Origin of the sequence: Marinimicrobium sp. UBA4509, assembly GCF_002388575.1 — a bacterium.
In the GTDB taxonomy this organism is placed as follows: domain Bacteria; phylum Pseudomonadota; class Gammaproteobacteria; order Pseudomonadales; family Cellvibrionaceae; genus Marinimicrobium; species Marinimicrobium koreense.
Window position 1 is genome coordinate 98834 of record NZ_DGMV01000008.1, and the last position, 26011, is coordinate 124844.

Consider the following 26011-nt stretch of genomic DNA (forward strand, 5'->3'; position numbering starts at 1 on the left):
ACAGTGATGTCTGGCTCGGGTCCGATCTTGGTGTGCAAAAAGCGCTGGGGGAAAAAAGCCGCCGATGGCGGCCCGAGGATGCCTCACCCTGGCAGAGTTATCTGACCGTTTATCTGTGGAGTCTGTTATGACAGCCCGTTACCAAAGCCTGCTGGACACACCGATCGGCACGGTGCGCATTCTCGGCGGTGACGATGCCATCACCCACATCGATTTTATCGATGCCGGTACGGCATCCGCCCAGCCAGACAACGCCCTGACCCGACTCGCCCGCCAACAACTGAGTGACTATTTCGCCGGTCAGCGCAGGGCGTTCGACCTGCCATTGGCCGCCGCAGGCACCGACTTCCAACGGGCCTGCTGGCAAGCCCTGCTGACCATTCCCTACGGCGAGACCCGGTCCTATGCCGAACAGGCAAAACTCATCCAGCGACTCAAGGCCGTCCGGGCCGTCGGCGCCGCCAACGGCGCTAACCCGATTGCCATTGTAGTGCCCTGCCACCGGGTTATCGGTAAAGACGGCAAGCTGACCGGCTATGCCGGCGGTGTTGAACGCAAAGCCTGGTTGCTGGCGCTTGAGCGGCGCGGTGCACCCGCTCTGTAACGCTTCCGGCAGAACCAGACAACGGGTTCGACCACTTGCGCGACGTCCTTCTGGCCGCGGGCGGTCGATGATACCGCCTTCAGCTTTGGCCCCTGCCTTGCGCTGCCCCAAGCATTGACTCGAGGTGCGCTAAATAGCGCTCAAACGCCTCTCGGCCGGACTCGGTCAGAGATACCTCGGTGACCGGTTTGCGGCCGTCAAAGCGTTTTTCAATTGCCACGTACCGACGACCTTCCAGCTTGCGTAAATGAGTGCTCAAGTTACCGTCAGTGGTTTTGACCCGGTCGCGGATAAAGGTGAACTCTGCTTTATCAACGCCGGCCAGTACGGCGATGACCGCCAAGCGAATGCGCGAGTGAATCAGATCGTCGATCTGGGTATGGTCAAAATCCGACACCTCAGGCTCCCACCGCGTCCAACCGATGGTGACGCATCCGAATCAAGAGTACGCCGGGCAGCACGTAGAACAGCAACAACAAGACACCCATCAATAAAATGGCGGTTTCACCCGGCCAGATAAACATTGCCAGAGACCCAAGCCACCAGCCAAAGGCCATGTTTCGCAACCAGCCAAGCCCCGCCAGTATGCCGGTAAGAAAGATGCCCACGGCAATCAGCCCACCAAATACGGCAGGAAGGTAGGCGCCTGGCAAGGCCCCTTGCCCCAGCCCCACAAAAAAGAACAACAGCTGGGTGATACCCAGCGCTACCCAGACCATGCCAATTAGCCGTCCCGCGTAGGTCTGCACCGGTTCGCGCCTATCCCGGCGCACCAGAATGACATTCCCGAGCATGCCCAGGGTGATGCAGGGCACCCAGGTCGCGTAGGGTGCATAGGGTAGAACACCGACCACCTGTAACCAGGTCAGCAGGAGCCCCGCGCTCACCACGACGCCCCAAACTATGAAATAGCCGCCACTGATACAGGCCGCCCGGCGGGTTTCGCTCATCAGCTCCCGAATGTAAGCCAGGTCGCTTTGTGCACGTTCAGTCATCACGCTCTCCTTATTAGCCAAAAGAGTAAAAACATCTCTCAGCGCTCTGGCGTAAGCCCACTTCTCAATAGCCGCTGATTACATCTATGCTTTGTTTTTCAAAGTACTTTGTTTTGGATGATCCGTCAACTTAAATTCCACTGCCGGGCTGGGCGCTTGCCTCCAGAGTTAAGGGTCAGACTGGATTTAGACTGGGGGCAGAAGGGGGATAGCGAGGGGAACGGCACCCCATGGGTGCCGCTGACGATTCGATCAGGCTCAGTCCTGGCGCTGAGTGACTTCCAGCAGGTGGTAACCGAACTGGGTCTTTACCGGGCCCTGCACTTCGTTGACCGGCGCGCTGAAAACCACCTTGTCGAACTCCGGTACCATTTGGCCCGGACCAAAGGTGCCCAGGTCACCCCCATTGCGGCCCGAGGGGCACTTGGAGTGATCCTGCGCCAGTTTGGCAAAATCCTCACCGGCTTCGATTTTGGCTTTCAATTCATTACAGGTGGCTTCGCTGTCGACCAGGATGTGACGTGCGGCTGCTTGAGGCATAATCGTATCTCTTTGTCATGGGTGAACATTGAGGGCATACGATAATCGGTATCCCGGTTCAGATCCAGCCCGCAATGGGTTACCGTGAGAGCGCTCATCAACAGGAGAACTTATTGTGTCAGACAAGACGATTCGCTGGGGTATTATCGGTGCGGGTGTCATCGCTCATAAAATGGCCGAAGCCATTCAGTTGGAGGCGGACAACGCGCTGATCTCCGTCGCCTCCAAATCCCCGGAAAAAGCCGAAGCGTTCGCCCGCGAGTATGCCATCGAGGCCGACACCTATGAGTCGCTGGTGGAGCGCGAAGATGTTGACGTCATCTATATTGCCACGACACACAACTTCCACGCGGACAATGCGCTCATGGCACTGGAGCACGGTAAACACCTGGTAATCGAAAAGCCCTTTACCGTCAACGCCGAGCAGGCCCGTCGTCTGAAGGATGCCGCCAAGGACAAGAGCTGCTTTCTGATGGAGGCTATCTGGACCCGGTTTTTGCCCAGTATGAAAGCGCTGCGTGAGGCCATCAGGAACCACACCATTGGCGAAGTGAAAGTCGCCACGATCAATTTCGGTGGCATTGCCCCGGAGCATTACCGGGGACGACTGTTTGATCCGGCACTGGCCGGTGGCGTCACGCTGGATATGGGCATCTACCCGATCAGTATGCTCTGCTACGTGCTGGGCGAACGGCCCGCCAGCATTCACGCCACCGCCCGGTTCAGCGACACCGGCGTCGATGAAATCGCCTCCTACCAGTTCGTTTTCCCCTCGGGCTGCATTGCCACGGTAAACACCAGTTTCAATCTGTTGATGCGTCAGGAAGCGCTGTTCTTTGGTGACAAGGGCTATATTGACTACCCGGAGTTTCAGCAGAGCGACGCCTTTACCGTCAAGTATTTGAAGGATCGAACCATCGACCGCGAAGAGACCATCCGCACGGAAAACGCGGACAACGGCTTTATATTTCAGGTCCGGGAAGCCGCCCGCTGCCTGCGCGCCGGCCTGAGAGAAAGCCCGGTGATTCCCGTGGCAGAAACGGTAGACATTATGGCGATCATGGACGAAATACGGCGGCAGCTGCCTCTGCAATATGCATTTGAGAATAAAGGAGTATGACGATGACCAATACGGTACCCGGCCCCGATGGCCAGCCGCGCTGTTTCTGGTGCAAGGCGGCACCGGAGTTTTTTGAGTATCACGATCGGGAGTGGGGCTTTCCCGTGGATGACGATCGCCACCTGTTTGAGAAGCTGTGCCTGGAGAGCTTCCAGTCCGGTTTGAGCTGGCGCACGATTCTGGCCAAGCGGGACAACTTCCGCAAGGCGTTCAAGAACTTTGATTTTCACAAGGTGGCCCGCTTTACCGAGAAGGATGTTGAGCGTTTATTGGAAGACGCCGGCATTGTTCGTCATCGGGGCAAGATCGAGGCGGTGATCAATAACGCGCAGCGGGCCAAAACATTGGTTTCCGAGGAGGGCTCATTAGCGGCCTACGTGTGGCGTTTTGAGCCCCAGGAGAAACCGGATGTGGATCCGCAGACGCTGAGCACCTCGCCGGAGTCGGTCGCTTTATCAAAAGATCTCAAGAAGCGCGGCTGGAAGTTTGTCGGGCCGACCACGGTGTATGCGTTTATGCAGTCGATGGGTTTGGTGAATGATCATGCCCACGAGTGTTGTATGCGGCCGGAGATTGATCGGGCGCGTAAGCGGTTTAAGCGGCCTGGAGCGTGATCGGGAGGGATCTGTCGGATTACGTGCTGCGCACTAATCCGACCTACTGGGTTGCCGTAGCGGGTTCTTGTCGGATTACGCTTCGCTAATCCGGCCTACGCGATTCGTCGAGCCTGGTACCGGTTCGGCGGCAGCGCTCGGAGCAGTATTTGACGTTTTCCCAATCCTTCTCCCATTTCTTCCGCCAGGTGAAAGGCCGCTCACAGACCGGGCAGGTTTTGGTGGGGAGGTCGCGCTTTTTACGGGCTTTGGCCATGAGAATGGATCCAGCGGATCAGTCGCGCACGATGAAATCTGAACCGGCCGGCTCGCCCTCGGCCTCGCTGACCTCCACCCGAGTGACCTCTGCCAGCGCCGGGCCCTGCCAAAGCCAGGTTTCGAAGGTTTGCAGTGTTTCGGGAGCCCCCTGAGCCAGCGCTTCGACCTGGCCATCGGGCAAGTTGCGAACCCAGCCGGTGAGACCCAGCTCCCGGGCTTTGCGTTGGGTATTGGCGCGATAGGAAACGCCCTGGACCCGCCCGTGAATCAGATAGTGTTTAGCGTCAATCAACGTATTGCCTCGCTTGCCGGTTCGGCATAGTCTGTCAGTTGCCATTCGTAACCCAAGAGTCTGCCATGTCCGAGCGTGCCTCCGAAACCTCTGCCGACCCCATCACCATTGTCGGGGGTGGCCCCAAGAAGGTGCTGTATACGCTGCGCACCCTGAGCCGGATCGGGCTGCTCAACTCCACCAAGGCACTCAAGGCACGCAATACCTGTAAGGCCTGCGGGCTGGGCATGGGCGGCCAGCACGGGGGTATGACCAACGAGCTGGATGAGTTCCCCTCGGTGTGCAATAAAAGCATTCAGGCCCAGTCCTCGGATATCCAGCCACCCATCCCCGACGAGCTGTTCGAGCATACGCTGGATGATTTCAAAGAGCTCTCCGCCCATGAGCTGGAACACCTCGGGCGGTTGAACACGCCGCTGTACAAGCCCGCCGGCAGTAATCGCTACCAGCCCATGGACTGGGATCAGGCCCTGACATTGGCCGCCGAGCGGTTCGCGGCCACCGACCCCAACCGCAGTTTTTTCTACTCCTCCGGCCGCTCCTCCAACGAGGCGGGCTTTGTGTTGCAGTTGCTGGCCCGACTGTATGGCACCAACAACGTCAACAATTGCTCCTATTATTGCCACCAGGCCACGGGCGTGGGCTTGGGTAACGTGATCGGCACCGGCACGGCCACCATCAGCCTGGAAGACCTGGGCGGCGCGGACCTGATTTTTGTGATTGGCGCTAACCCGGCCTCCAATCACCCCCGCTTTGTGCACCAGCTGCAGCACTGCCGCGAACGCGGTGGCCAGGTGATTGTGATCAACCCGGCCAGGGAGCCGGGGCTGGTGCGCTTTGCCGTACCCAAAAGTGCCCGCTCCATGTTGAGTGGCGGCACCTGGATCGCCTCCCGCTATGTGCAGCCAAACATTGGCTCGGACCTCGCTCTGCTTAAAGCCGTGGGCAAAGCCCTGCTCGAGCAACATGCGCTGGATACCACTTTTATTGAAGCCCACACCGAAGGCTTCGATGCCTACCGTACGGATCTGGAACAGACGGACTGGGCGTCGCTGACGTCCGCCTGTGGCCTCAGCCAAACCGATATCGAAGCCCTGGCCACCGACTACGCCCGGGCCGAGCACGCGGTGTTTGCCTGGGGCATGGGCATCACCCACCACCGCAATGGGGTGGACAATGTCGAGGCCATCGCCAATCTGGCGCTGTTGCGCGGCATGCTGGGCAAACCGTCGGCGGGCCTGCTGCCTTTGCGGGGCCACAGCAACGTGCAGGGCATCGGCACCATCGGTGTAAAACCGGTGCTCTCCGAGGATGTGCTGGCGGCGCTGGAATCACATTTTGATCTGGAACTTCCACGCACTCAGGGGCTGGACACCCTCGCCTGCCTGCGCGCCGCCGACGCCGGGGACATGGACGCGGCCCTGCTGATGGGCGGCAACCTCTACGCCGCGACACCGGATTCGACCTTTGCCCAGCGGGCGCTGGACCGGGTGGGTTTCAAGCTGTATCTGACCACCACCCTGAACCAGGGGCACATTCACGGCATGGAGCACAGCGAAGCTCTGATTCTGCCAGTGACCGCCCGGGACGAAGAGCCCCAGAGCACCACCCAGGAATCCATGTTCAACTATGTACGGCTGAGCGATGGCGGTATTCGCCGCCTGACCAATGTGCGCTCGGAGGTGGCCATTCTGGCGGAACTGGGTAAGCGCTTACTGCCCGCCGGGCCTTTTGATTTCGGGGCCCTTCGGGAACACGACCGGGTGCGTTCCGCCATAGCCGCAACGGTGCCCGGCATGGAGGCGCTGGCCGATATCGGCACCAGCCATCAGGAATTCACCATTGGCGGTCGCCTGCTGACATCGCCAACCTTCAACACCCCCAACGGAAAGGCCCGTTTTCAGGTGCACTCTCTGCCGGTCGCCCGAGAGCCGGATTTTCCTTTTACCCTGGCCAGTATCCGCAGTGAGGGGCAGTTCAACTCCATCATTTACGAAGAGTCCGACAGTTACCGGGGCACCGAGCACCGCTGGTGTGTGTTGGTGGGGCCGGAAGACCGGGAACACCTGAGCCTGAAAGCCGGCGACAAAGCCACTTTGCGTTCGGCTCACGGGGTGATGGAAAACCTGACGGTCTACCCGTTCAACCTGCCCGCTGGCTCCCTGCTCGCCTACTACCCGGAGGCGAACATTCTGATCGGCACCGAGCAGGATCCCCGCAGTCAGACTCCGGCGTTCAAGTCCGTTCCGGTGCGACTGGAAGCTGGCGCATAATTCATTCCGCCTGAGGTTTGACCTGCGTCAAAACCGGCGCCGATAACGCCGCGGCCCGGGTTTATCCCGAGCCGATTTCCCTCAATAATGCCCCCTCTGTGCCGATAGCCTTTGATGTCGAGCCCGCCTCGGCCGCACTCACGACATTCTCCTTTCTCTGACGGTGGTCTCTTACCCATGCGCAACCAGCTTGCCTTTGCACTGAACGCACTGATGCGTGCTCTAGGCTTCAAATCCATCAACGCTCAGTTCGCGGTGTCCTTTCTGGTGATCATTGCGCTGGCGATGACTTCCGCAGTCCTCAGCTATCGATCGAACCCTTCCAGCCTGATTCCGCTCCTGAATACAGGTATCGTGGTCGTCGCGCTGATTACTCATCAGTTGGGACTGACCTGGCTTGTGCAACAAGTGACCTTACTGCGTAAACACTTGAACAAGATGAGCGCAGGTGACTTCGCCAGCCCTATAATCGAAGAAGCCAGCGACAATGAAGTGGGCCAGATGTTTTCCGCCTACAACACGGTGATCCAGCGGGTGGGCGACCTGACCCGGGGGATTCAACAGCTCTCTGGGACCATCGTCACCCAGATGGAGACCCTCGAGCAGGCCGCGGCGAACACCGAGCAGAGCAGCCAGAGCCAGAGTCGTGAGTTGGAGCAGGCCGCCTCGGCGATGAACGAGATGTCCGCCAGTGTCGGGGAAGTGGCCAGCCATGCCAGCGACGCCGCCGCTCAAGCCGATGATGCCAACCGGGAGGTTGGCCGCACCCACGGCGTGGTGCGCAACACTCACCGGACCTTTGATGAACTGAACACCACCATGAGCGACACCGTCGGCATCATGCAGGAGTTGGACCGCAACAGTCAGGAAATCGGCAAGGTACTGACCGTGATTACCGGCATAGCCGAGCAGACCAACCTGCTGGCCCTGAACGCCGCCATTGAAGCGGCCCGGGCGGGGGAACAGGGGCGCGGCTTTGCCGTGGTGGCGGACGAGGTGCGCACCCTGGCCCAGCGCACCCAGCAGTCCACGGCGGACATTCAGGAAATCATTGAGCGCCTGCAGAAGCAATCCAACCGGGCGGTGACCTCCATGGCCTCGAGTACCGAAAAGGCCCACGCCAGTGCCGAGCAGATCAGCGAGGCCAACCAGGCGCTGGAGCACGTGGTGGAAGCCATCGACCGGATTCAGGAAATGAGCACCCTGATCGCCACCGCCGCTCAGGAGCAGTCCCAGGTGGCTCAGGAGATCGATCAGAACATCACCAACATCTCCCGCGTTGCGGACGAGAGCACCCGCACCAGCGGCGAGCTGCGTAACTCCGCGCGGCACCTACAGAAAGACACCCAGAGCCTGGGACAGCAGTTGGCGGCGCTTAAAGTCTAGTGTACTCCGCCACTAAGGCGCCCGTCGTTTCTCGATGGGCGCCAAGCTGGCATAATGACCGCCAACGAGCACAACCCATACGGTAACGATTATGCCCTCCCTACAGGATCAACTGCAGAAAGCCGGACTGGTGGACGACAAGAAGGCCAAGCAGGTTAAGAAAGAGCAGCGTAAACAGAAAAAGCAGGCCCGCCATACCGGTGAGGACCCCCACGCGGAAATCCGACAGTCGGCGCAGGCGGCTCGCGAAGAGAAGGCCGAACGGGATCGGGCACTGAACCGCGAACGCCAGGCCGCCGCCGAGAAAAAAGCCATTGAAGCGCAAATCCGCCAGTTGATTCAGACCCACAAACAGGCCAAGCGCGGCAGCGGTGACGGGGAAGTGGAGTACAACTTTACCGACGGCACCAAGATCAAAAAGCTGCTGGTCAGCCCTCGGGTGCAACAACAGATCATCCGCGGCCAACTCATTGTGGTCCGCGCCGGGGAGAACTACGAACTGATTCCGAAAGTGGTATCCGACAAGATCGCCGAGCGCGACCCGAACTATATTGTGGTCGCAAATCAGAAAACCCAAGAAGCGGTCGACGAGGACGATCCCTACAAGGACTACGTGATCCCCGACGACCTGATGTGGTAACTCGCTATAACACGAACCAGCCCACCGCTACGGCACACGCCAACACCACCACGCCAGCCACCACATAGGGCATGGCACCCGACTCGTTGGCCCGCACCTCGGGCTGGGCGGCGTGACTGGGAATGGCCCGATCGGCCTGAGCGCGCAGTTCGCGGAAGGTGGTCAGCAGGTCTTCAATGGTTTTCTGGTCGAACTGGTAGGGATCAAACCGGTCATACCCTGCCCGTGCCAATAACCCTTTCACCGCGGCATTGGTGGGAATGTACTTCATGGACCAGTCGGTAAACTGCCGCTCGGTGATATTGCGCTGGAGCACGACCTTGAAGTCCTTGTGGCGATCATCGCCTTTCAGCTTGGCGAGCATTTTATCCACCACTTCGCGCTCACCTTCCAGACACTGAAAGAAACACCCCTCCCCATAATAAAGCACACCGCCGAGCCCCAGGCGGGGGTTGTTGGTGCGGGACTGTTGCAGAATGCGCGCCACGTGCGGCTCCACACCGCCGGAGGCGGGCATGGCTTTGAACGTGGCCCGGCTGATGTAAACCACCTGAACGAGATCGGTCATGGGAGAAGGCTCCATTTGTGCGTTATTGAGAGTGCTTCTATATACGCACTGGCGATCGGTCTGGATGGCCGGCCCGGCAAAAAAGTGGAAAAGCGTGCCATCCCTGGCACCTCAGTTCATCAGGAGGGATGCTTCTGCTGTTTGCGATCGTACTCATCCGCCACCCGTTCCAGCTCGCGTTTCACATCGTTGGGCGAACCGGTATGGCGGGCCAGCAGACTGTAGGCCGTGGGCACGATAAACAGGGTAAACAGCGTGGCCGCCAGGACCCCGGAAATCACCACCACCCCGATCACCGCCCGGGTTTCCGAGCCGGCGCCCGAGGACATCACCAGGGGCACGGCACCCACCGCTGTGGTGATGCCGGTCATCAGGATGGGCCGCAGACGGGCCAGGGAGGCCTGCTCCAAGGCCTCGTCAAAGGCGATCCCCCGGTCCCGCAACTGGTTGGCAAACTCCACAATCAGAATGCCGTTTTTGGCCGCGAGCCCCACCAACATGACCAGACCAATCTGGGAGTAAAGGTTGAGCGAGTTGCCGGTAAGGTATAACCCCAACAGCCCCCCGAGCATGGCCAGTGGCACCGTCAGCATGATTACGAAGGGGTGAATATAACTCTCGAACTGTGCAGCCAGCACCAGGAAGGTGATCAGAATCCCGATCATGAAAATAAAGGCCACCGAGCCGCCGGCCAGTTTGTAATCGCGGGACTGGCCCTTGTAGTCGATCACCGCATTCTCCGGCAGGTGCTCCGCCACCAGGCCTTCCATATGCGTCAGGGCATTCCCCAGGGTGAGGCCATCGGTCAGGTTGGCTTCAATGGTGATGGCTCGAATCCGGTTATAGCGTCGCAGCGTAGCGGCGTCGGCAAACTCCCGCAGCTCTACCAGACTCGCCAGGGGCACCAGCTCGCCACTGCGTTCGGAACGCACAAAAATATTCTCCAGGCTGTCCAGTGTGCGCTGTTCACTTCGCTCACCTTCGAGCATCACCTCGTATTCTTCGCCGTCTTCAATGAAGGTGGTGACCCGACGCGAGCCCATCATGGTTTCCAGCGTGCGCCCGACGTTGGCCACACTCACACCCAGGTCGGCGGCGCGGTCCTGATCGACAATCACCTCGACCTGCGGACGGGTTTCCTTGTAATCCCAGTCAATGCCCGTCAACCCCGGATTATCCGCTTCGATTTTTTCCAGCAGGATATCCCGCCATTCGGCCAACTCCTCATAGGAGCCACCACCGATCACAAACTGCAGCGGCTTCTGGGTGGACGAACCAAAGCCCTGACGCATCACCGGAAAGGCCGTCACGCCCGGCAAGTCGGCCAGATCCGCACGCACATCATCCATGATGTCAAAACCGCTGCGCCGCTCGGACCAGTCGGTCAGGGTCGCAATCACAATGCCGCTGTTAAACCGCTCCAGTGCCCCCCAGGCCCGGGGCGCACGGACCAGCAGACGGGCCATCTCCCCCTGGTCGACGTATTTCATCAGGCGTTTTTCGATCTCGTCCATGTACTCCACCATATAGGAGTAGCTCGCCCCTTCCGGACCATCGACAATGACAAAAAAGGCCCCCCGGTCTTCCCGCGGTGCGTACTCCTGGGGCAGCTGTTGCGACACCCACCAGGTGCCCGCCAGCAACCCGACAAACACCACCGCCACAATACGCGCGTGGCGCAGGCATTGGTGCAGGGCTTTGCCATAATAGTGACGCAAACAGATAATGCCCTGATCGAGTTTGGTCACCAGCCAGGAGGTGTTTTCTTTTTTCTTGATCAGCTTGGAGGCGAGCATGGCCGAGAGCGTCAGGGCCACCAGCGAAGAGAAACCCACGGCCGCTGCCATGGTGAGGGCAAACTCGGAAAACAGCCGCCCCACATCGCCGGTCAGAAAAGCGATGGGCACAAACACCGAAATCAGTACCAGGGTGGTGGTGACCACCGCAAAACCCACCTCCCGCGTGCCACGATAGGCGGCGAGCAACGGCGGTTTGCCTTTTTCCTCAATGTGGCGAACGATGTTCTCCAGCACCACAATCGCATCGTCCACCACCAGACCGATGGCCAGTACCAGTGCCAGCAACGTCAGTAGGTTGATGGAAAAGCCGAGTACCGCCAGCACGGTAAAGGTGGCGATCACCGATACCGGTACGGTCACCGCCGGGATCAACATGGCCCGGGCGCTGCCGAGAAACAGGTAAATCACCAGAATCACCATGGCGATCGCAAACGCCAGAGTGTAATACACTTCCTTGATCGCCTGACCGACAAACACCGAGCTGTCGAAACTCTGCTCCAGGCGCATGCCCTCGGGCAGGGTTTCATTGAGGCGTTCGACCTCCTCCCGTGCCGCGCGGGCCACATCCACGGTGTTGGCGGTGGACTGTTTGACGATGCCGATGCCCACCATCGGAATGCCGTTACCGCGGAAAATATTGCGGTCTTCCTCGGTGCCCTTTTCCACTCGCGCGATATCTTTCAGGCGCACCAGATACCCATCGCTGCCCTCGGCCAGTACCAGTTGATCGAAATCACTGGCCTCCCGATAGAGCCGGGCCATTCGTACCGTGAAATGCCGCTGATCCGATTCGATACTGCCCGCGGGCAACTCGACGTTTTCTGCGCGCAGGCGGTTTTCCACATCGGCTACCGTCAGACCGCGAGCGGCCATTTCCTGACGGTCCAGCCAGATGCGCATGGCGTAGCGCTGCTGCCCGCCGATACGAACGCGGGCCACTCCGTCTATGACCGAGAAGCGGTCCAAGAGGTAACGTTCGGCATAATCCGACAACTCCGGCACGGTGCGCCCCTCGCCGGCCAGATTGAACCAGACAATCACGTCTTCGTCGGAACTGACCTTCTGTACTTCCGGCGGATCGGCCTCGGTGGGCAGATTGTTCAGGGCGCGGGAAATCCGGTCACGCACATCGTTGGCGGCGGCATCAATGTCCCGGTCGACATTAAAGCGGATGGTGATATCCGAACGGCCGTTTTCGCTTGAGGACTCGATGTACTCCATGCCCTCGACTCCCGCCACCCGGTCTTCGAGCAGTCGGGTCACACGGGTTTCCACCACCGCCGCCGCAGCGCCCGGGTAGTTGGTGCGAATGGACACCACAGGCGGATCGATATCCGGGTATTCACGCAACGTCAATCGATCGTAGGCCAGCAGGCCCAGGGCGATCAGGATCAGGGAGATGACCGAGGCAAACACCGGCCGCTTGATGGAGACATCGGACAACAACATGGCGTGTCTCCTCGGTTATTGGGATTGATTGAGCAATTCGGGTAAGGGGTCGCTGCCACTGTCTTCGGCGGTAATGACCACCGGCTGGTCGGCGCGCACTTTCTGTAACCCGTGGGTCACCACTTTTTCTCCCGCCGACAGGCCTTCCAGAATTTCCACTCGCCCAAAAAACCGTTGCCCAATTTTGACGGGGCGCTGCTCCGCCACCGGCTCACTGTCCGGGTTCACGATCACGAACACATAGTGGCCGCCACCTTCGGACATCAACGCCGCTTCCGACACCATGACCGCTTCGCGCTCGCGGGTGAACAGCTCCACCGTCATCAACAACCCGGGCTTGAGCTGCCCGTCATCGTTGGGTAGCACCGCCCGCACCATAAAGGACCGCGAGACCGGATCCACCTGATTGTCGATACTGGATACCACACCTTCAAACAGCTGGTTACCCAGGGCCCGACTGCGTGCGCGAATCTCCAGCCCCGGCTCCACCGCTTGCAGGTGTACCGCCGGCAGGGTGAAATCCAGCTTCATCTGACGATCGTCCACCAGCGTGGTAATCAGATCTCCCGGGGTGACCAGAGCACCGACGCTGATATTGCGCAGCCCCACCACCCCGTCGAAGGGCGCACGCAACCGGAGGTCTTCCAGTCGCGCCTCAAGGGCGTTGTAGCGGGCCTGGGCCGAATGATATTCGCGCTGCCGCTCGTCCAACATGGATTGCGACGCCGCCCCCTGATCCACCAGCGAACGCACCCGGCGCCACTGCCGCTCCGCGTCCTCGGCGTTGGTGCGCGCCTCCTCGAGCAGGGCAATCTCCTCCGCACTGGTCATTTCCACCAGCACCCGGCCCTTTTCTACCCGCTCACCGTCTTCAAAGTTCAGGCGGGTGACCGTTTTGGTGACATTGGAGGTCAGGTGGATGGATTCATTGCCGCGCAGCGTACCCAGCGCCTCGATGCGGTTGCGGATCGGTTTCTGAACCACGGTCTGGACGACGACCCCCGGATCACCGGACTGGCTGTGTGCCACGCCGGCCGGAAACAGAGACAGAATCAACAGGGTCATCGCCAAGAGTTTATTCATCAGGTGCATGCTCGTTGGGGGATCGTCGGGTAAGCCCTCGATTTTACGCCCAGACACCGCACACCAGACGACTCCGACAGGCGCTTTAACACTAATTTACATGGACCCGTCGGGCTTTTTGGGCAGCAGTCTCCGCCTTGATGACAAAGCAACCCAGCACTGGAAACAAATCTTATTGTAAATGAGAAACTATCTCGTTATCATGCGCCTTATTCAACACCTCTTGCTCAATGACTCTCCGGAACCGAACCCGCTATGCGCAATCCTTCGTCGTCCCTGTTTAACCTCAAATCGCTCTCCCTGCTGATTTCAGCCAGTGCGCTGTGTTCGCCGTCACTGGCGCAGACCGGGTCGACCGAGCGGATTGAAGAGATGGTCATTACCGCCGACGGCTCCCAGGTGCTGCTGCCCGAAGCCTATGCCGGTGGTCAGGTGGCCCGCGGCGGCCGGGTGGGCGTGTTCGGCAACCTGGACATGATGGATGCACCGTTCACCAGTACCAACTACACCGCCGAGCTGATGCTGGACCAGCAGACCAGCAGCGTGGCGGACGTGCTCCAGAATGACCCGGTGGTCCGGGTGGCCAAAGGCTTTGGCAACTTCCAGGAGCTGTATGTGATTCGCGGCTTTCCGGTGTTCTCCGACGATATGACCTACAACGGTCTATACGGCATACTGCCCCGGCAGTACGTCGCCTCGGAGTTGTTGGAGCGGGTGGAAGTCTTTCGCGGTGCCAACACCTTCCTAAGTGGTGCGGCGCCCGGTGGCAGTGGCATCGGCGGCTCGGTGAATCTGGTACCCAAGCGGGCGCCGGAGGACGGTGTGCGCCGGGTAACGCTCGGCCTTGAGGGCCAGAGCCAGGGCTACGCCGCTCTGGATTTCGGCGAACGCTTCGGGGCTGAGCAGGAAACCGGCGTGCGCGCCAACCTGGTTCGTCGGGACGGCGAGACCGCTGTGGAGAACCAGGAGCGGGAACTGACCCTCGCCGCCATCGGTACCGATTATCGGGGCGATCGCCTGCGCCTGTCCGCCGACCTGGGTTTTCAGGATCACCGCATTGATGCGCCCCGCCCCAGTGTGACCCCCACCGGCGAGCTGCCCGAGGCACCGGACTCGGACCGCAATTTCGCCCAGCCCTGGACCTACACCGACGAACAACAACTGTTTGGTGTGGTGCGGGCCGAGTATGACCTGACCGACCACATCACCGGCTGGGCCGCCGCCGGGCTCCGAGAGGGGGAGGAAGACAACATTCTGGCCAACCCCAACAGCGACGCTGAAGGGAACACCAGTACCTACCGGTTTGATAACGTGCGGGAGGATTCTGTGCGCTCCGCCGAAATCGGCGTGAAAAGTGAATTCCAGACCGGCACGGTCAGCCACCGACTGGTGGGGTCGGCAACGGACTTCTCCTCCGAGTCCCGAAACGCTTATGCGTTCTCAGACTTTGCCGGCTTTTCCGGCAACCTGTACAACCCCGAACCGGTTGCCCCTCCCGCCCCCGACTTCTTTGTCGGCGGTGATCTGTCCGCCCCCGGTGTGACCGAGCGGGTGGACAATCAGAGTGTCGCGTTGGCCGATATGCTGGGGCTGCTTGGCGACACCCTGCTGGTCACGCTGGGCGCCCGCTATCAGGATATTCACACCCGAAGCTATGATTACACCAGCGGCAATCTGACCTCGGAGTACGACGAAGGTCGTCTCTCCCCGGTCGCCGGCGTGGTCTATCAGCCCAGCGACCAGGTGTCCCTGTACGGCAACTACATCGAGGGCCTGATGCCCGGCGAGGTGGCCCCGGCCACCAGTGGCGGTGAGCCGGTCGACAATGCCGGCGAAGTCTTCGAGCCCTACCAGGCCGAGCAGATCGAAGTGGGGCTCAAATACGACGCCGACACCTACGGCGGCAGCATCAGCCTGTTTGATACCGCGCTGCCCAGCGGCTATGTGGAGAACAACCGGTTTTCCGTTAACGGCGAGCAGCGCAACCGAGGGCTGGAGCTGAGCGCTTTCGGCCAGCCGCTGGACACAATGCGTGTGCTGGGTGGCCTGACCTTCCTGGACAGTGAACAGACTCAGACCCAGGGCGGCCTCTACGACGGCAAGCAGGCGGTGGGAGTACCCGAATTCCAACTCAACCTGAACCTGGAGTGGGACCTGACCGTCCTGCCCGGCCTGACCCTGGATACCCGGATCATTCACACCGATGATCAGTACGCCAATGCCGATAACACCGTGAGTGCCTCCGCCTGGACCCGCTGGGACCTGGGCGCCCGCTATCAGACCGAGTGGGACGGACGGGGCCTGACCCTGCGAGCCCGAGTGAACAATCTGTCGGATGAAAACTATTGGGCCTCCGTCGGCGGCTTCCCGGGCTCGAACTACCTGGTGCTGTCCGAGCCGCGCAGCCTGGTTCTGTCCGCCTCGGTCGAGTTTTAAACCATGAGCTGGATACTGGGAACCCTGGCCACCGCCACCGGCTTTGCCGGTGTACTGAGCCTTTACCGCAGCTGGCGTTTGCCCCTGCCCAAGCCGACGCACTGGCGCCGTCTGGGCTGGATACTGCTGATGCTGTCACTGATTGCCTGGCTCTGGGCCCAGCCGGTGGAGTTTGCCGTGTGCTTCGCCCTGACCGTCCCGGCCCTGCTCGCCTGGCTCTGGATCGGCTGGGTCAGCCCGGACCGACAGCCCGCGCGGGACACCAAACTGGAACAGCGGACTCTGAATTGGCCCCGGATCACGTTACTGGGTGTGCAGGTGCTCAAACTGGTGATCAGTGTGCCTCTAGCGGGTCTTGTCAGTGCCCTGCTCAGCTTTACGGTCACCGATCTGCTGCCCTGGGAAGCGGTCAACCGCCTGGTGACCGGGGTGTTGATGATGCCGGTGTTCTGGGGTCTGGCCAGCTACTGGGTGCTGGCCGACACCCGACTCTGGCGCCCGACCCTGGCGTTGATCGCGACCGGCGTGATTAGCGCCGGCTACCTCTTTCTTCTATAACGACGCTCTCCTATGGCCTTCAGACTATCTCCCCAACTGGTAAAAAACTCCCTGGCCAGCCACAGCTGGATGGGCATCGCCATCGGCGCGCTGATGTATTGGGTGTGCCTGTCCGGCACGCTGGCCGTACTCTATCCGGAGTTCGAGCGCTGGGAGACACCGACGGTGTCGGAATACACCGAGGTAAACCCCGAGGCCATCCAGAGCGCCTACCAGCGTTTCATGGAGGGCCAGGAGCCCACCGAGCACGCCTACGTCCTGCTGCCCCGCCCCGGCATGCCCCGCACGGTGTTGATGTCCGACCACAGCGCCCGGGTGCTCAATGCCGACGGCACCCTGGGGGAGCCCGCCGCACACCCCTGGACTCACATACTGACCGACCTGCATCTGTACCTGCACTTGCCGAGCAGTTGGGGCATGGTGCTGGTGAGCACGCTGGGCGCCATGCTGCTGGCGCTGATTGTTTCCGGCGTATTGGCCCACCCGCGACTGTTCAAGGATGCCTTTCACTTCCGACGCAAGGGCAACGCGCGCCTGGAGCAGACCGACCTGCACAACCGCCTGAGCGTCTGGGGGCTGCCCTTTTACATCATGATTGCCGTGACCGGCGCCTTTTACGGTCTCGCCAGCATGCTCAGTTGGGCGGCGGCCGAAGCCTTTTACGACGGTGATACCGATGCGGTGATTGAGACGGTGTACGGTGGGCACCCGGAGAACCTGCCTGAGCGCGAGGGCCCTCTGGGCATAGCTCGCGTCCTGCAGGACAGCATGGAGCGCGCCCCGGAAGGCACCCGCCCCATCTACGTCACCGTTGAGCACCCGGATACCGACGAGGAGCACCTGTTGGTGGGCACTCACTACCCGGATCGACTCATCTATGCCGAGCAGTTTTACTACGACGGCGCGGGCAACTTCCTTAACAAGGTGGGCTTTAGCGACGGAGAACCCGGGCGGCAGGCGATATTCTCGGTCTATCGCATCCACTTTGGGCACTTTGGCGGCCTGGGCGTGAAACTGCTCTGGGTGGCGCTCGGTCTGGCGCTGACTGTGGTGTCGGTCAGCGGCATCAATATCTGGCTGGCAAAACGCAAACACCGGGATGCCCTGAACAACCTCTGGACCGGCATTGTCTGGGGTACGCCCTTGGCGTTTGTCGTCAGCGCCATCACCCAGGTGCTGCTCCAGTGGCCCTCCAAGTGGATTTTCTGGGGCGTGATCCTGGCCGCCATGATCCTCGCGCAATGGCGCGACCGGCATCCCCCCACCAAGCGTTGGCTGCTGGGGCTGACCAGCGCCGGCCTGGTGCTGCTCGCGCTGGGCCACGCCCTGCGCTTCGGCGCCGATGCTTTCGCCGGTGCGGCGCCGGGCATCAACGCCGGCCTGCTGCTCGCCGCCCTGGCACTGGGCCTGATGGCTTGGCGACAGCCGGCACACTGAACCTCTCCACTCTCCGGGCTCCGGGCCGCCAACCCTCAGGGTTGCGGCCCAGTCGCTTGTGACGCCACCGCCGGCTTTGGTATAAGATGCCCTACAACGCCGGAACCCAACCCGCCACCACGTGGTCTCACCGGCACCAAACGGACACTTACCCTTTGCTAGAGGACACCTCCATGAAAAAATTATCTCTGTTGATCCTGATGGCCAGCCTGGCCAGCGCCTGTACCTGGGTGAAAGTGGATGAGCAAGCCGAAGACATCGTCGTCGGCAAAGAGGCCAACGTGCGCGGCTGCGAGAAGCTGAGCGACACCAACGTCAGCGTCGCCGACAGCATCGGGCCAATCAGCCGCAGCGAAGAGAAAGTGGCGACCGAGCTGCTGAACATGGGCAAGAACGAAGCCATTCGTCTGGGTGGCGACACCATCGTGCCCAAGGGCGAGCCTGAGGATGGTCGCCAGACATTCTCCATCTATCGCTGTCAGTAATACATTCGAGGCCCGGTTACGCCGGGCCTTTACTGCGCGGGCTCAGTCGCGGCCCGTCTTACCACTGATGATGATGCGCTTCAGAATCACATCGACGATAGGCTTGACCACTTCCAGATCTACGCCATCCGCCGTAGTCAGTGTCAGCCAATAACTCTGATCATCCTGCCGAAGCAAATAGTACACCGGCCGCAGTTTGACCCCATCCAGCCGGTACCGATAAACGCGATACCAGACTTTCGCCTCGCTCTGGGTCAGGAAAATGCCCCGGTCCTCCACCTCGATTGAACGCGCATCTGCGCGGCCGCGCATTTCCATTTCCAGTTTTTCCCAGAGCACCGAGACACGCTGTTTACCGGTGACTCTGTCGGCCGCCAGAAAATACCCCGGCGCCCCCTCGATATACCCGACCAACACCGGCGCATCGTCCGCAGCATCACTCCTGACGGACTCAAGCGACAGAGCGCTGGGGGGCTGAAGCGTCAAACCGGGGGCAAGCACTATTGACTGGCGTTCCGATGCCGTTGCGCCAGCGGCAAACAGAAGCACCAGCAGCGCCACTCGGGAGCGGTCAACCAAGCCATTCCTTATGGTTTTTATGACCATTAAAGCGGGCCAATTGAACACAGGCAGAATCCGACGGGAAAAGTCACTCATCTTATTTTATAGTACCACCAAGGCCCATTCGCGGACCCGCAAATGAGACTATATACTCGTCAAGGGATTATGCGCCACTCCTGGCGGCAGACAAGACCTTAGCGTCTTTTACTCCCTTTTGAACAAACACGCAACCGGATACAAATACAGAACCCTGTAGCGGAAAACACCAACCCGTTCGTCACTGTAATACAACGGAGCTGATCCGTTGGGGAGAACGTTGAATTGAAAATAACACCGACCGTGCTGCTGACCCAGCTGATCACATGCGCAGTTCATGCGTCTGGGGATGCGTCGCGTCTGGGGGAAACCGCACAATTCAACATCTCTGAAAGCAGAGCAGACGTATCGCTCACGGAGTTTGCACAACAGTCAAATATGACTGTTATTGTCCCGTTCGAGCAGGTGGTGAATATCAAAACCCAGCCGCTACAAGGTCACTACACCATTGTGGAAGCGGCGCTCCATCTGATTGAAGGCACTGGACTGAATCTCTCCGTAAGCGGCAGCGGCAAGCTCTTTATCCGCACCGATGACGACTCTAAGGGGAAAGATTCAATGCTACAAAAGAATAAGTTATCCAGCGCTATCATCGTGGCCATGTCTTCGTTGGCAGGCGCTCAAGCCATTGCCCAGGACGCCGCCGACGGCAATTTTGAAGAAGTGGTTGTAACCGGGATTCGCGGCTCGCTCGAACGTTCCATGGACATCAAGCGGGATTCTTCCGGCGTGGTTGACGCTATTTCCGCCGAGGACATGGGTAAATTTCCCGACACCAACGTGGCCGAATCCCTGCAGCGGATTACCGGCGTTTCAATCGACCGCAGTGGCGGCGAAGGCCAGTCGGTCACCGTGCGAGGTTTCGGTCCCTCCTTTAATACCGTGATGGTCAACGGTCGGCAGATGGCGACCGAGAACCAGGACCGGGCATTCAGTTTTGACACACTGTCGGCCGAACTGGTTCGCGGCGTGAACGTCTACAAAACCAGCAATCCATCCATGGCGTCCGGCGGCATCGGCTCGGCCATTGATGTCCAGACAGCCCGACCGTTTGATTTCAATGGCCTGGAAATGTTCGGCTCGATCAAAGGCACCTATGAGAGCCTGAATGAAAAAACCTACCCGACCGTATCGGGCCTGATCAGTAATACCTTTGCCGATGACACCCTGGGGGTTTTGTTGGCGGTGTCCCACTCTGAGCGGGAGAACTACGTCAACTCCCTGTTCACCGCCGGTTATCGGCCCGGACTGAATCTGTTCAACGAACAGGGCGATCTGCAGGCGGGCAACGTAACGCCGCCCAGAAACCTGGATATGCGTACCGAGCAACAGAAGCGGACCCGCACCAACGCGAACGTTTCACTTCAGTACGCGCCCTCCGATGATGTGACGGTCACCTTCGACGGCTTCCACTCCAACTATGAAGTCGACGCCAAGCTGAACGCGCTGGCCGCCTGGTTTGAGCCCAACCGGGTCACGGACGTCGATTTCAACAACGAAACCCGCACCGTCACCTACATGAATAACGTCGGCACCGAAGACACCCGCGCCGCGACCGATTTCGTGGTCAACCACGGGGACAGTAAGTTCGTCACCCTCAACGCCTTCGGCCTGAATGTGGAGTGGGACGTTACCGACGAGCTGGTGGCCAAGTTCGATGTGTCTTACTCGGATGCCGAGAACGATATGGCCGGGAAAGAGAACTTCGGCGTAATCGGTCATATCAACACTTATGATTTTGATCTGAGCTCCGGACGCCCATTGGCCAACCATGAAGGCTACAACGGCAGTGAAATCCCGGATCGCTCCATCATGAAGATGCATGTTGGTTCTCCCGGTGGCCCCAACAGCCAGGATGAGATCAACGAGCTTCGCGCGGATTTTGAATACACGCCCTACAATACCAGTGGCTTTACCTCAATGCGTTTCGGTGCCTACCGCCAGGAGCGGGAAAAAGCCTACTACTCAGTGGGTGTTGATAACGGCTCCCTGTATGGCGGTTACTACGCATCCGCTCCCGAAGAGCTGATGACCAAATTCACCGCACCCAGCTTCTTCCCCGGCGCTCAGGATACCTGGTGGACCTTTGACAACTGGGAGCTTTACGACGTAATGCTCACCGAGGAAAAGGCCAACGAGAACGACGAAATGCGGGGCAACGACATTGGCACCACCTGGCAGGCCCTCCAGGATGGGAACATGTTTGAGCTGACAGTGAATGACGATCGCTATACCGTTCGGGAAGATATCTCCAGCCTGTATCTGGACTTCACCTTTGAAGGTGATGTCATGAATCTGCCATGGACAGTGAATGTCGGTGCCCGTTATGCCGAAACGTCCACCTCGGTCGATGCCGTGCAAACGGTTCTTAGCGATATTGTCGCCACCGGCGACCCGACGCTGTTTGAGACCGTAGAGGGCTCGCCGACCGAGGTCACCGAGAGCAACTCTTACACCAACCTGCTGCCCAGCATCAATGCCAAAATCGATCTTCAGGACGATATGGTATTGCGCTTTGCAAGCTATGAAACCATTACTCGCCCGACCCTGACCGAGCTGTCTCCGGCGCTGAATATCGGCCAGCCTCGTTTGCAGAACCTGACAGCGTCAGGCGGCAACCCGAACCTCAAACCCTTTACCGCGGAAAACTGGGACATTTCGTACGAGTGGTACTACGGTGACGCCAGTTATTTGTCCGTGGCGTACTTCAATAAAGAGGTGGAGAATTTTATTGTCACCCTCGCTGCGGATGAAGAGTTTACCCTGGCCGACCGCGCAGAGACACCGGACAACATCTGCGCCACTGACCAGTGCGCCGACATTGCTGCCGACGAAGGGCTTCCCGACGAACTGCGCGGTCTGTCTGAAACCCTGAGGGTTACCCGTCCGCGCAACGCCGAGACCGCCGAAGTCAACGGTCTGGAACTGGCCTGGACACACCTCTGGGATAATGGCTTTGGTGTGACACTGAACGCCACCAAAACCGACAGTAACGCGCAACTATCTGAGGATCGCGATCAGACCTTCGCCCTGATTGGTCTCGGCGACTCGCAGAATGCGGTAGTGTTCTATGAGCGTGGCCCATTCCAGGCTCGGGTCGCGTTCAACAACCGGGAGCAGTTCCTGCAGGCGATCAACAATGGTCCCGCCAGCGAGCCGCTTACGGTGGACACCTACGGCCAGTGGGATGTGAGCGCGAGCTACGACGTGAACGACATCTTCTCGGTATACTTTGAGGGTGTGAACGTCACCGAAGAAGAGCTGGTCAGCCGCGGCCGTGAGGAAGACCAGATCATTTCGGTCTTTGATACCGGCGCTCGCTACTCGGTCGGTCTGCGCGCCCGTTTCTAAACCGGTGAGTCCGGCAGGGACGCCGGAGGTTCATGGAGACTTCTGAAGCGAAAGCTCAGTGTCTGATTGGCTCGGCAGCAATCATGCTGTCGGGTCTTTTTTGCTGAAACTGCATGGGTTTTAAAACCATAACGATAAGCCAGGAGAAGAGTCATCATGACGGAAAGCGTTGGTCACGTTGTTGTCGTCGGTGGAGGCACCGCCGGTTGGCTTAGCGCCGCAATGATCGCCGCCCATCATAACGGTCACCGTCCGGACGGACTGAAGGTGACACTGGTGGAGTCTTCCGATATACCCACCGTCGGAGTGGGCGAGGGCACCTGGCCCACCATGAAAAACACGCTGCAGAAAATCGGGATCGATGAAAAAACCTTTTTCGCCCGCTGCCACAGCACCTTCAAGCAGGGCGGAAAGTTCATCGGCTGGCACACCGGAAACGGCGATGCCTACTACCATCCGTTCACTGTCCCAATCGCCTATGAGCGGCTGGATCTGGCGCCCTATATCAACGACCTGACTCACTTTGCGCCGGAAACGAATTTTCAACATCACATCTGTGAGGCGGGGTTGGGGCCGAGAGCCCTGACGGACCCCGATTTCCAGGGGCCCTGCAATTACGCCTATCACCTGGATGCCGGCGAGTTCGCCGAGCTACTCAAGCAACACGCCACGGATGAACTGGGAGTCCATCATCTCGTTGACACAGTGTCGAACGTGTCCCTGTCAAGTGACGGATTTATCGACGCGATCACCCTGGAGCAGACAGGGAAACTGGAAGGAGACTTTTTTGTCGATTGCACGGGCTTTGCGTCCAGACTCCTGGGGCAGGCACTGGGTGTTCCCTTCAAGCCGATGGATTCAATCCTGTTCAATGATCGCGCAATTGCCGTACAGGCGCCTTACCCGGACGAGCGCAGTCCCATCCCCTGCCACACCCTGGCCACTGCCAAAGCGGCCGGCTGGATTTGGGATATCGGGTTGACGCATCGCCGCGGCACAGGCCATGTTTTTTCCAGTGATTTTATCAGCGAAGACGAAGCCGAGTTTACCCTGCGTCAGCATCTTGACCTGAGCGAGTCCAAGGCAGATTCCAGAGTCATCAAGTTCTCATCTGGCCACCGGGCCTGCTGGTGGAAAAAAAATTGTGTTGCCGTCGGCATGTCCGCCGGATTTGTCGAGCCCCTGGAAGCCACCGCCATCATGCTGGTTGAACTGTCGGCCCGTTTCATTTCTGAAAATCTGCCGGCCGACCGCCACACCATGGCCATCATGGAGAAACGGTTCAACCAGGCAATGGCCTACCGCTGGCAGCGAATCATCGATTTCCTGAAGCTGCACTACATGCTGAACGATCGCCCCGAGTCATACTGGAAGGCGCACCGGGACCCGGCCAGCATTCCCGACAGCCTTAAGGAGGATCTTGCGGTCTGGGCAACCCGTGGGCCCCAGACCGCGGACTTTGACAGCGCTCTGGAGCTGTTCCCCGCCGCCAGCTATCAGTATGTTCTTTATGGCATGGGCTTCAGACCCGACTTCTCCAGTCAGGCCTGGCTGTATGATCAACAGCGACTGGCCCAGCAGGTCTTCACCCGCAATCAACAGCTTACCCGGCAGCTTCTGGATTCGCTGCCGAGCCACCGCGACCTGATCGACCGCTGGTTGGGCCAGGCCGCCTGACTGAACACTCATCGATTCCCGGAGTTACAATGTCAACATTGATTCCACTATCACCCTCAGAGCATAAGCACCGGTTTATAGATACCCGGCGCGCGATCAATGATTTTCGCCAGGCCCAGGTGGTTCGACTAAGGGTTCCCGAGGTCGGAAACGCGGGCTGCTGTTTTCCGGTGCTGATCACCAAAGACCCCCAGTTCGGAGAATGGGATATCACTGCACTGACGTCCCTTGAGCCGGAATCCAACCTTTTTGTGGGTGATGAGGGATGGCAGGGCGTCTATACGCCTTTGTCCATTCGGACCTACCCGGTGCGGCTCACCAGAGCCGACGGCCCAGAAGGCGTCAGCCTCGCGGTTCGGGCTGAAGACCTTTCGGATTCCGGAGCCGGACTTTACGACGATCAAGGCCAGCCGACGGACTATCTCAAAGCAATCGAAAATGCCCTGCATGAAGACCTCTCCGGCGCTGCGGCCACCCGGGCTTTCTGCCAACACCTCAATGGGCTGAACCTCATTCAGCCCATCAGTATCACCGTGCTGTACAAAGACGGTAAGAGCCGAACTCTTGAAGGACTGTACACACTGGATCAGGACAGGTTATCGTCGCTGTCTGACAAAGAACTGCTGGAACTCCAGAAACGGGGTTACCTGATGGCCATGAACAGCATGCTGACCTCCCTCTTCCAGCTGAACCGTCTTATTCAGCGACACAAGGAACACAATTCGGTCAATCCGATTCAGAAAATTACGCTTCAGCGCCGCTGAGGGGTAACCACAACAAAACCATAAGAGGACTGTAACCATGACTGACTCTCTCAACCGCCGCGCCCTGCTGCGCGGTGCCGTCGCCAGCGCTTTTGGCGTTACCAGCCTGAGCGCTCTGGGACCCCGGGCACTGGCCGACCACCACGGACAATCTCATCAGCTCAAGGGTAATATTCGCCACTCGGTGGCACGGTGGACCTACGATTTCCTCTCCGTGGAGGAACTCTGCCAGTTGGTCAAACGAATCGGCTTTTCGGCCATCGACCTGATCGGCCCCAAGGAGTGGCACATTCTCAAAAAGCATGGGGTGGACTCGTCCATGTGTAACGGTGCCGAGCTTAGCCTTGAGGAAGGGTTTGGTAATGCCGAGCACCACAGTGCCCTGATCGAAAGCTATCGTAAGCACATTGATCTGGTCAGCGACGCGGGTTACACCAACCTGATCTGTTTCAGCGGTAACGCTCGGGGCATGGACCCGGAAGATGGTCTGAAAGCCGCCGTCACAGGCTTGAAGAAAGTTCTGGCACAGGCCGAGAAGCGCGGCGTTGTGCTGCAGATGGAGTTGTTCAACAGTAAGGTGGACCATCCCGATTATCTGTGTGACAGCTCGGCCTGGGGTATTGAACTGTGTAAGCGGCTGGATTCACCAAACTTCAAACTGCTTTACGATATCTATCATATGCAGATCATGGAAGGTGACATCATCCGTACCATTCGCGACAACCATCAATATTTCGGCCACTACCACACCGCCGGGGTACCGGGACGTCACGAGATTGACGACTCCCAGGAGCTGTACTATCCGGCAATCATGCGGGCCATTCAGGAGGTGGATTTCAAAGGGTACGTGGCCCAGGAATTTATTCCGGCGCGGGCGACGGATGAGGAGAAGGTTGAGTCATTGAAAGCGGCGATCAAGATCTGTGACGTTTAAGATAGTGATCGATTTTCAGAAGACGTAGCGTGGAAAGGAAGCCAAGCGGTGGATGACGGGCTATCGCCCTTATCCACCCTTGTATCTGTCC

At 59.3% G+C, this 26011-nt stretch carries 23 protein-coding genes; 14 read left to right on the forward strand and 9 right to left on the reverse strand.

The window, feature by feature from the left end; genetic code table 11:
* Positions 1–127: 127 nt before the first annotated feature.
* Positions 128–604 carry a methylated-DNA--[protein]-cysteine S-methyltransferase gene (locus tag B3520_RS01160; protein ID WP_024462017.1) on the forward strand — a complete coding sequence of 159 codons (477 nt, stop codon included), beginning with the start codon at positions 128–130 and terminating at the stop codon, positions 602–604.
* 79 nt (positions 605–683) lie between these two features.
* Here the strand turns inward: B3520_RS01160 and B3520_RS01165 are convergent, their stop codons facing one another.
* The 3 genes from B3520_RS01165 to B3520_RS01175 all read right to left on the reverse strand — a co-directional run bounded on the left by B3520_RS01165 (position 684) and on the right by B3520_RS01175 (position 2139).
* Positions 684–1001 carry a winged helix-turn-helix domain-containing protein gene (locus B3520_RS01165; protein ID WP_024462016.1) on the reverse strand — a complete coding sequence of 106 codons (318 nt, stop codon included), beginning with the start codon at positions 999–1001 and terminating at the stop codon, positions 684–686.
* 1 nt (position 1002) lies between these two features.
* Positions 1003–1599 (reverse strand): hypothetical protein, encoded by a 597-nt coding sequence (locus B3520_RS01170; RefSeq protein ID WP_286807069.1) that lies wholly within the window; start codon positions 1597–1599, stop codon positions 1003–1005.
* A gap of 258 nt (positions 1600–1857) precedes the next feature.
* Positions 1858–2139, reverse strand: a complete 282-nt coding sequence (locus tag B3520_RS01175) for a peptidylprolyl isomerase (RefSeq protein WP_123639311.1) — start codon at positions 2137–2139, stop codon at positions 1858–1860.
* Between the two features lie 115 nt (positions 2140–2254).
* On the opposite strand from B3520_RS01175, the gene B3520_RS01180 reads away from it, so the two are divergent.
* The gene (locus tag B3520_RS01180) at positions 2255–3259 is read left to right on the forward strand and encodes a Gfo/Idh/MocA family protein (RefSeq protein WP_286807070.1); all 1005 of its coding nucleotides are present in this window, start codon (positions 2255–2257) and stop codon (positions 3257–3259) included.
* 2 nt (positions 3260–3261) lie between these two features.
* Complete coding sequence (locus B3520_RS01185; RefSeq protein WP_286807071.1) at positions 3262–3873, forward strand: DNA-3-methyladenine glycosylase I; 612 nt, start codon at positions 3262–3264, stop codon at positions 3871–3873.
* 85 nt (positions 3874–3958) lie between these two features.
* On the opposite strand, the gene B3520_RS01190 is transcribed toward B3520_RS01185, so the two are convergent.
* Positions 3959–4129, reverse strand: coding sequence for a DUF2256 domain-containing protein (locus B3520_RS01190; RefSeq protein WP_286807072.1), 171 nt, complete (start codon positions 4127–4129; stop codon positions 3959–3961).
* An 18-nt stretch (positions 4130–4147) separates the two neighbouring features.
* Positions 4148–4468 carry an acylphosphatase gene (locus B3520_RS01195; RefSeq protein WP_286807073.1) on the reverse strand — a complete coding sequence of 107 codons (321 nt, stop codon included), beginning with the start codon at positions 4466–4468 and terminating at the stop codon, positions 4148–4150.
* A 20-nt stretch (positions 4469–4488) separates the two neighbouring features.
* Between B3520_RS01195 and B3520_RS01200 the strand changes: the two genes are divergently transcribed.
* The 3 genes from B3520_RS01200 to B3520_RS01210 all read left to right on the forward strand — a co-directional run bounded on the left by B3520_RS01200 (position 4489) and on the right by B3520_RS01210 (position 8722).
* Positions 4489–6696, forward strand: a complete 2208-nt coding sequence (locus B3520_RS01200) for an FdhF/YdeP family oxidoreductase (protein ID WP_286807074.1) — start codon at positions 4489–4491, stop codon at positions 6694–6696.
* Between the two features lie 177 nt (positions 6697–6873).
* Entirely contained in the window at positions 6874–8082 is a 1209-nt protein-coding gene (locus B3520_RS01205) for a methyl-accepting chemotaxis protein (RefSeq protein WP_286807075.1), read from the forward strand.
* 91 nt (positions 8083–8173) lie between these two features.
* Positions 8174–8722 carry a DUF2058 domain-containing protein gene (locus tag B3520_RS01210; protein WP_286807076.1) on the forward strand — a complete coding sequence of 183 codons (549 nt, stop codon included), beginning with the start codon at positions 8174–8176 and terminating at the stop codon, positions 8720–8722.
* A 4-nt stretch (positions 8723–8726) separates the two neighbouring features.
* Here B3520_RS01210 and B3520_RS01215 read toward each other — a convergent pair whose 3' ends face one another.
* From B3520_RS01215 to B3520_RS01225, 3 genes are all read right to left on the reverse strand, one after another.
* Positions 8727–9290 (reverse strand): BLUF domain-containing protein, encoded by a 564-nt coding sequence (locus B3520_RS01215; protein WP_286807078.1) that lies wholly within the window; start codon positions 9288–9290, stop codon positions 8727–8729.
* 119 nt (positions 9291–9409) lie between these two features.
* Positions 9410–12538: an efflux RND transporter permease subunit gene (locus B3520_RS01220; RefSeq protein ID WP_123639324.1), complete on the reverse strand. Its 3129-nt coding sequence runs from the start codon at positions 12536–12538 to the stop codon at positions 9410–9412.
* A 15-nt stretch (positions 12539–12553) separates the two neighbouring features.
* On the reverse strand, positions 12554–13621 hold the full coding sequence (locus B3520_RS01225) for an efflux RND transporter periplasmic adaptor subunit (RefSeq protein WP_286807079.1): 1068 nt from the start codon (positions 13619–13621) through the stop codon (positions 12554–12556).
* A 255-nt stretch (positions 13622–13876) separates the two neighbouring features.
* Here B3520_RS01225 and B3520_RS01230 point away from each other — a divergent pair, with 255 nt between their 5' ends.
* From B3520_RS01230 to B3520_RS01245, 4 genes are all read left to right on the forward strand, one after another.
* On the forward strand, positions 13877–16057 hold the full coding sequence (locus B3520_RS01230; protein ID WP_286807080.1) for a TonB-dependent receptor: 2181 nt from the start codon (positions 13877–13879) through the stop codon (positions 16055–16057).
* Between the two features lie 3 nt (positions 16058–16060).
* On the forward strand, positions 16061–16615 hold the full coding sequence (locus tag B3520_RS01235; protein ID WP_286807081.1) for a hypothetical protein: 555 nt from the start codon (positions 16061–16063) through the stop codon (positions 16613–16615).
* 12 nt (positions 16616–16627) lie between these two features.
* Positions 16628–18052: a PepSY-associated TM helix domain-containing protein gene (locus tag B3520_RS01240; protein ID WP_286807083.1), complete on the forward strand. Its 1425-nt coding sequence runs from the start codon at positions 16628–16630 to the stop codon at positions 18050–18052.
* Between the two features lie 173 nt (positions 18053–18225).
* Positions 18226–18537, forward strand: coding sequence for a DUF4156 domain-containing protein (locus tag B3520_RS01245; RefSeq protein WP_286807084.1), 312 nt, complete (start codon positions 18226–18228; stop codon positions 18535–18537).
* A 42-nt stretch (positions 18538–18579) separates the two neighbouring features.
* Here the strand turns inward: B3520_RS01245 and B3520_RS01250 are convergent, their stop codons facing one another.
* On the reverse strand, positions 18580–19116 hold the full coding sequence (locus B3520_RS01250) for a hypothetical protein (protein ID WP_286807085.1): 537 nt from the start codon (positions 19114–19116) through the stop codon (positions 18580–18582).
* Positions 19117–19572: 456 nt separating this feature from the next.
* Here B3520_RS01250 and B3520_RS01255 point away from each other — a divergent pair, with 456 nt between their 5' ends.
* The 4 genes from B3520_RS01255 (at position 19573) to B3520_RS01270 (ending at position 25920) form a co-directional block, all read left to right on the forward strand.
* Positions 19573–22545 (forward strand): TonB-dependent receptor, encoded by a 2973-nt coding sequence (locus tag B3520_RS01255; RefSeq protein ID WP_286875141.1) that lies wholly within the window; start codon positions 19573–19575, stop codon positions 22543–22545.
* 156 nt (positions 22546–22701) lie between these two features.
* Positions 22702–24222 carry a tryptophan halogenase family protein gene (locus tag B3520_RS01260; protein ID WP_286875143.1) on the forward strand — a complete coding sequence of 507 codons (1521 nt, stop codon included), beginning with the start codon at positions 22702–22704 and terminating at the stop codon, positions 24220–24222.
* A gap of 29 nt (positions 24223–24251) precedes the next feature.
* Positions 24252–24986 (forward strand): SapC family protein, encoded by a 735-nt coding sequence (locus B3520_RS01265; protein WP_286807091.1) that lies wholly within the window; start codon positions 24252–24254, stop codon positions 24984–24986.
* A 37-nt stretch (positions 24987–25023) separates the two neighbouring features.
* Positions 25024–25920, forward strand: a complete 897-nt coding sequence (locus B3520_RS01270) for a hydroxypyruvate isomerase family protein (RefSeq protein ID WP_286807092.1) — start codon at positions 25024–25026, stop codon at positions 25918–25920.
* Positions 25921–26011: the final 91 nt, after the last annotated feature.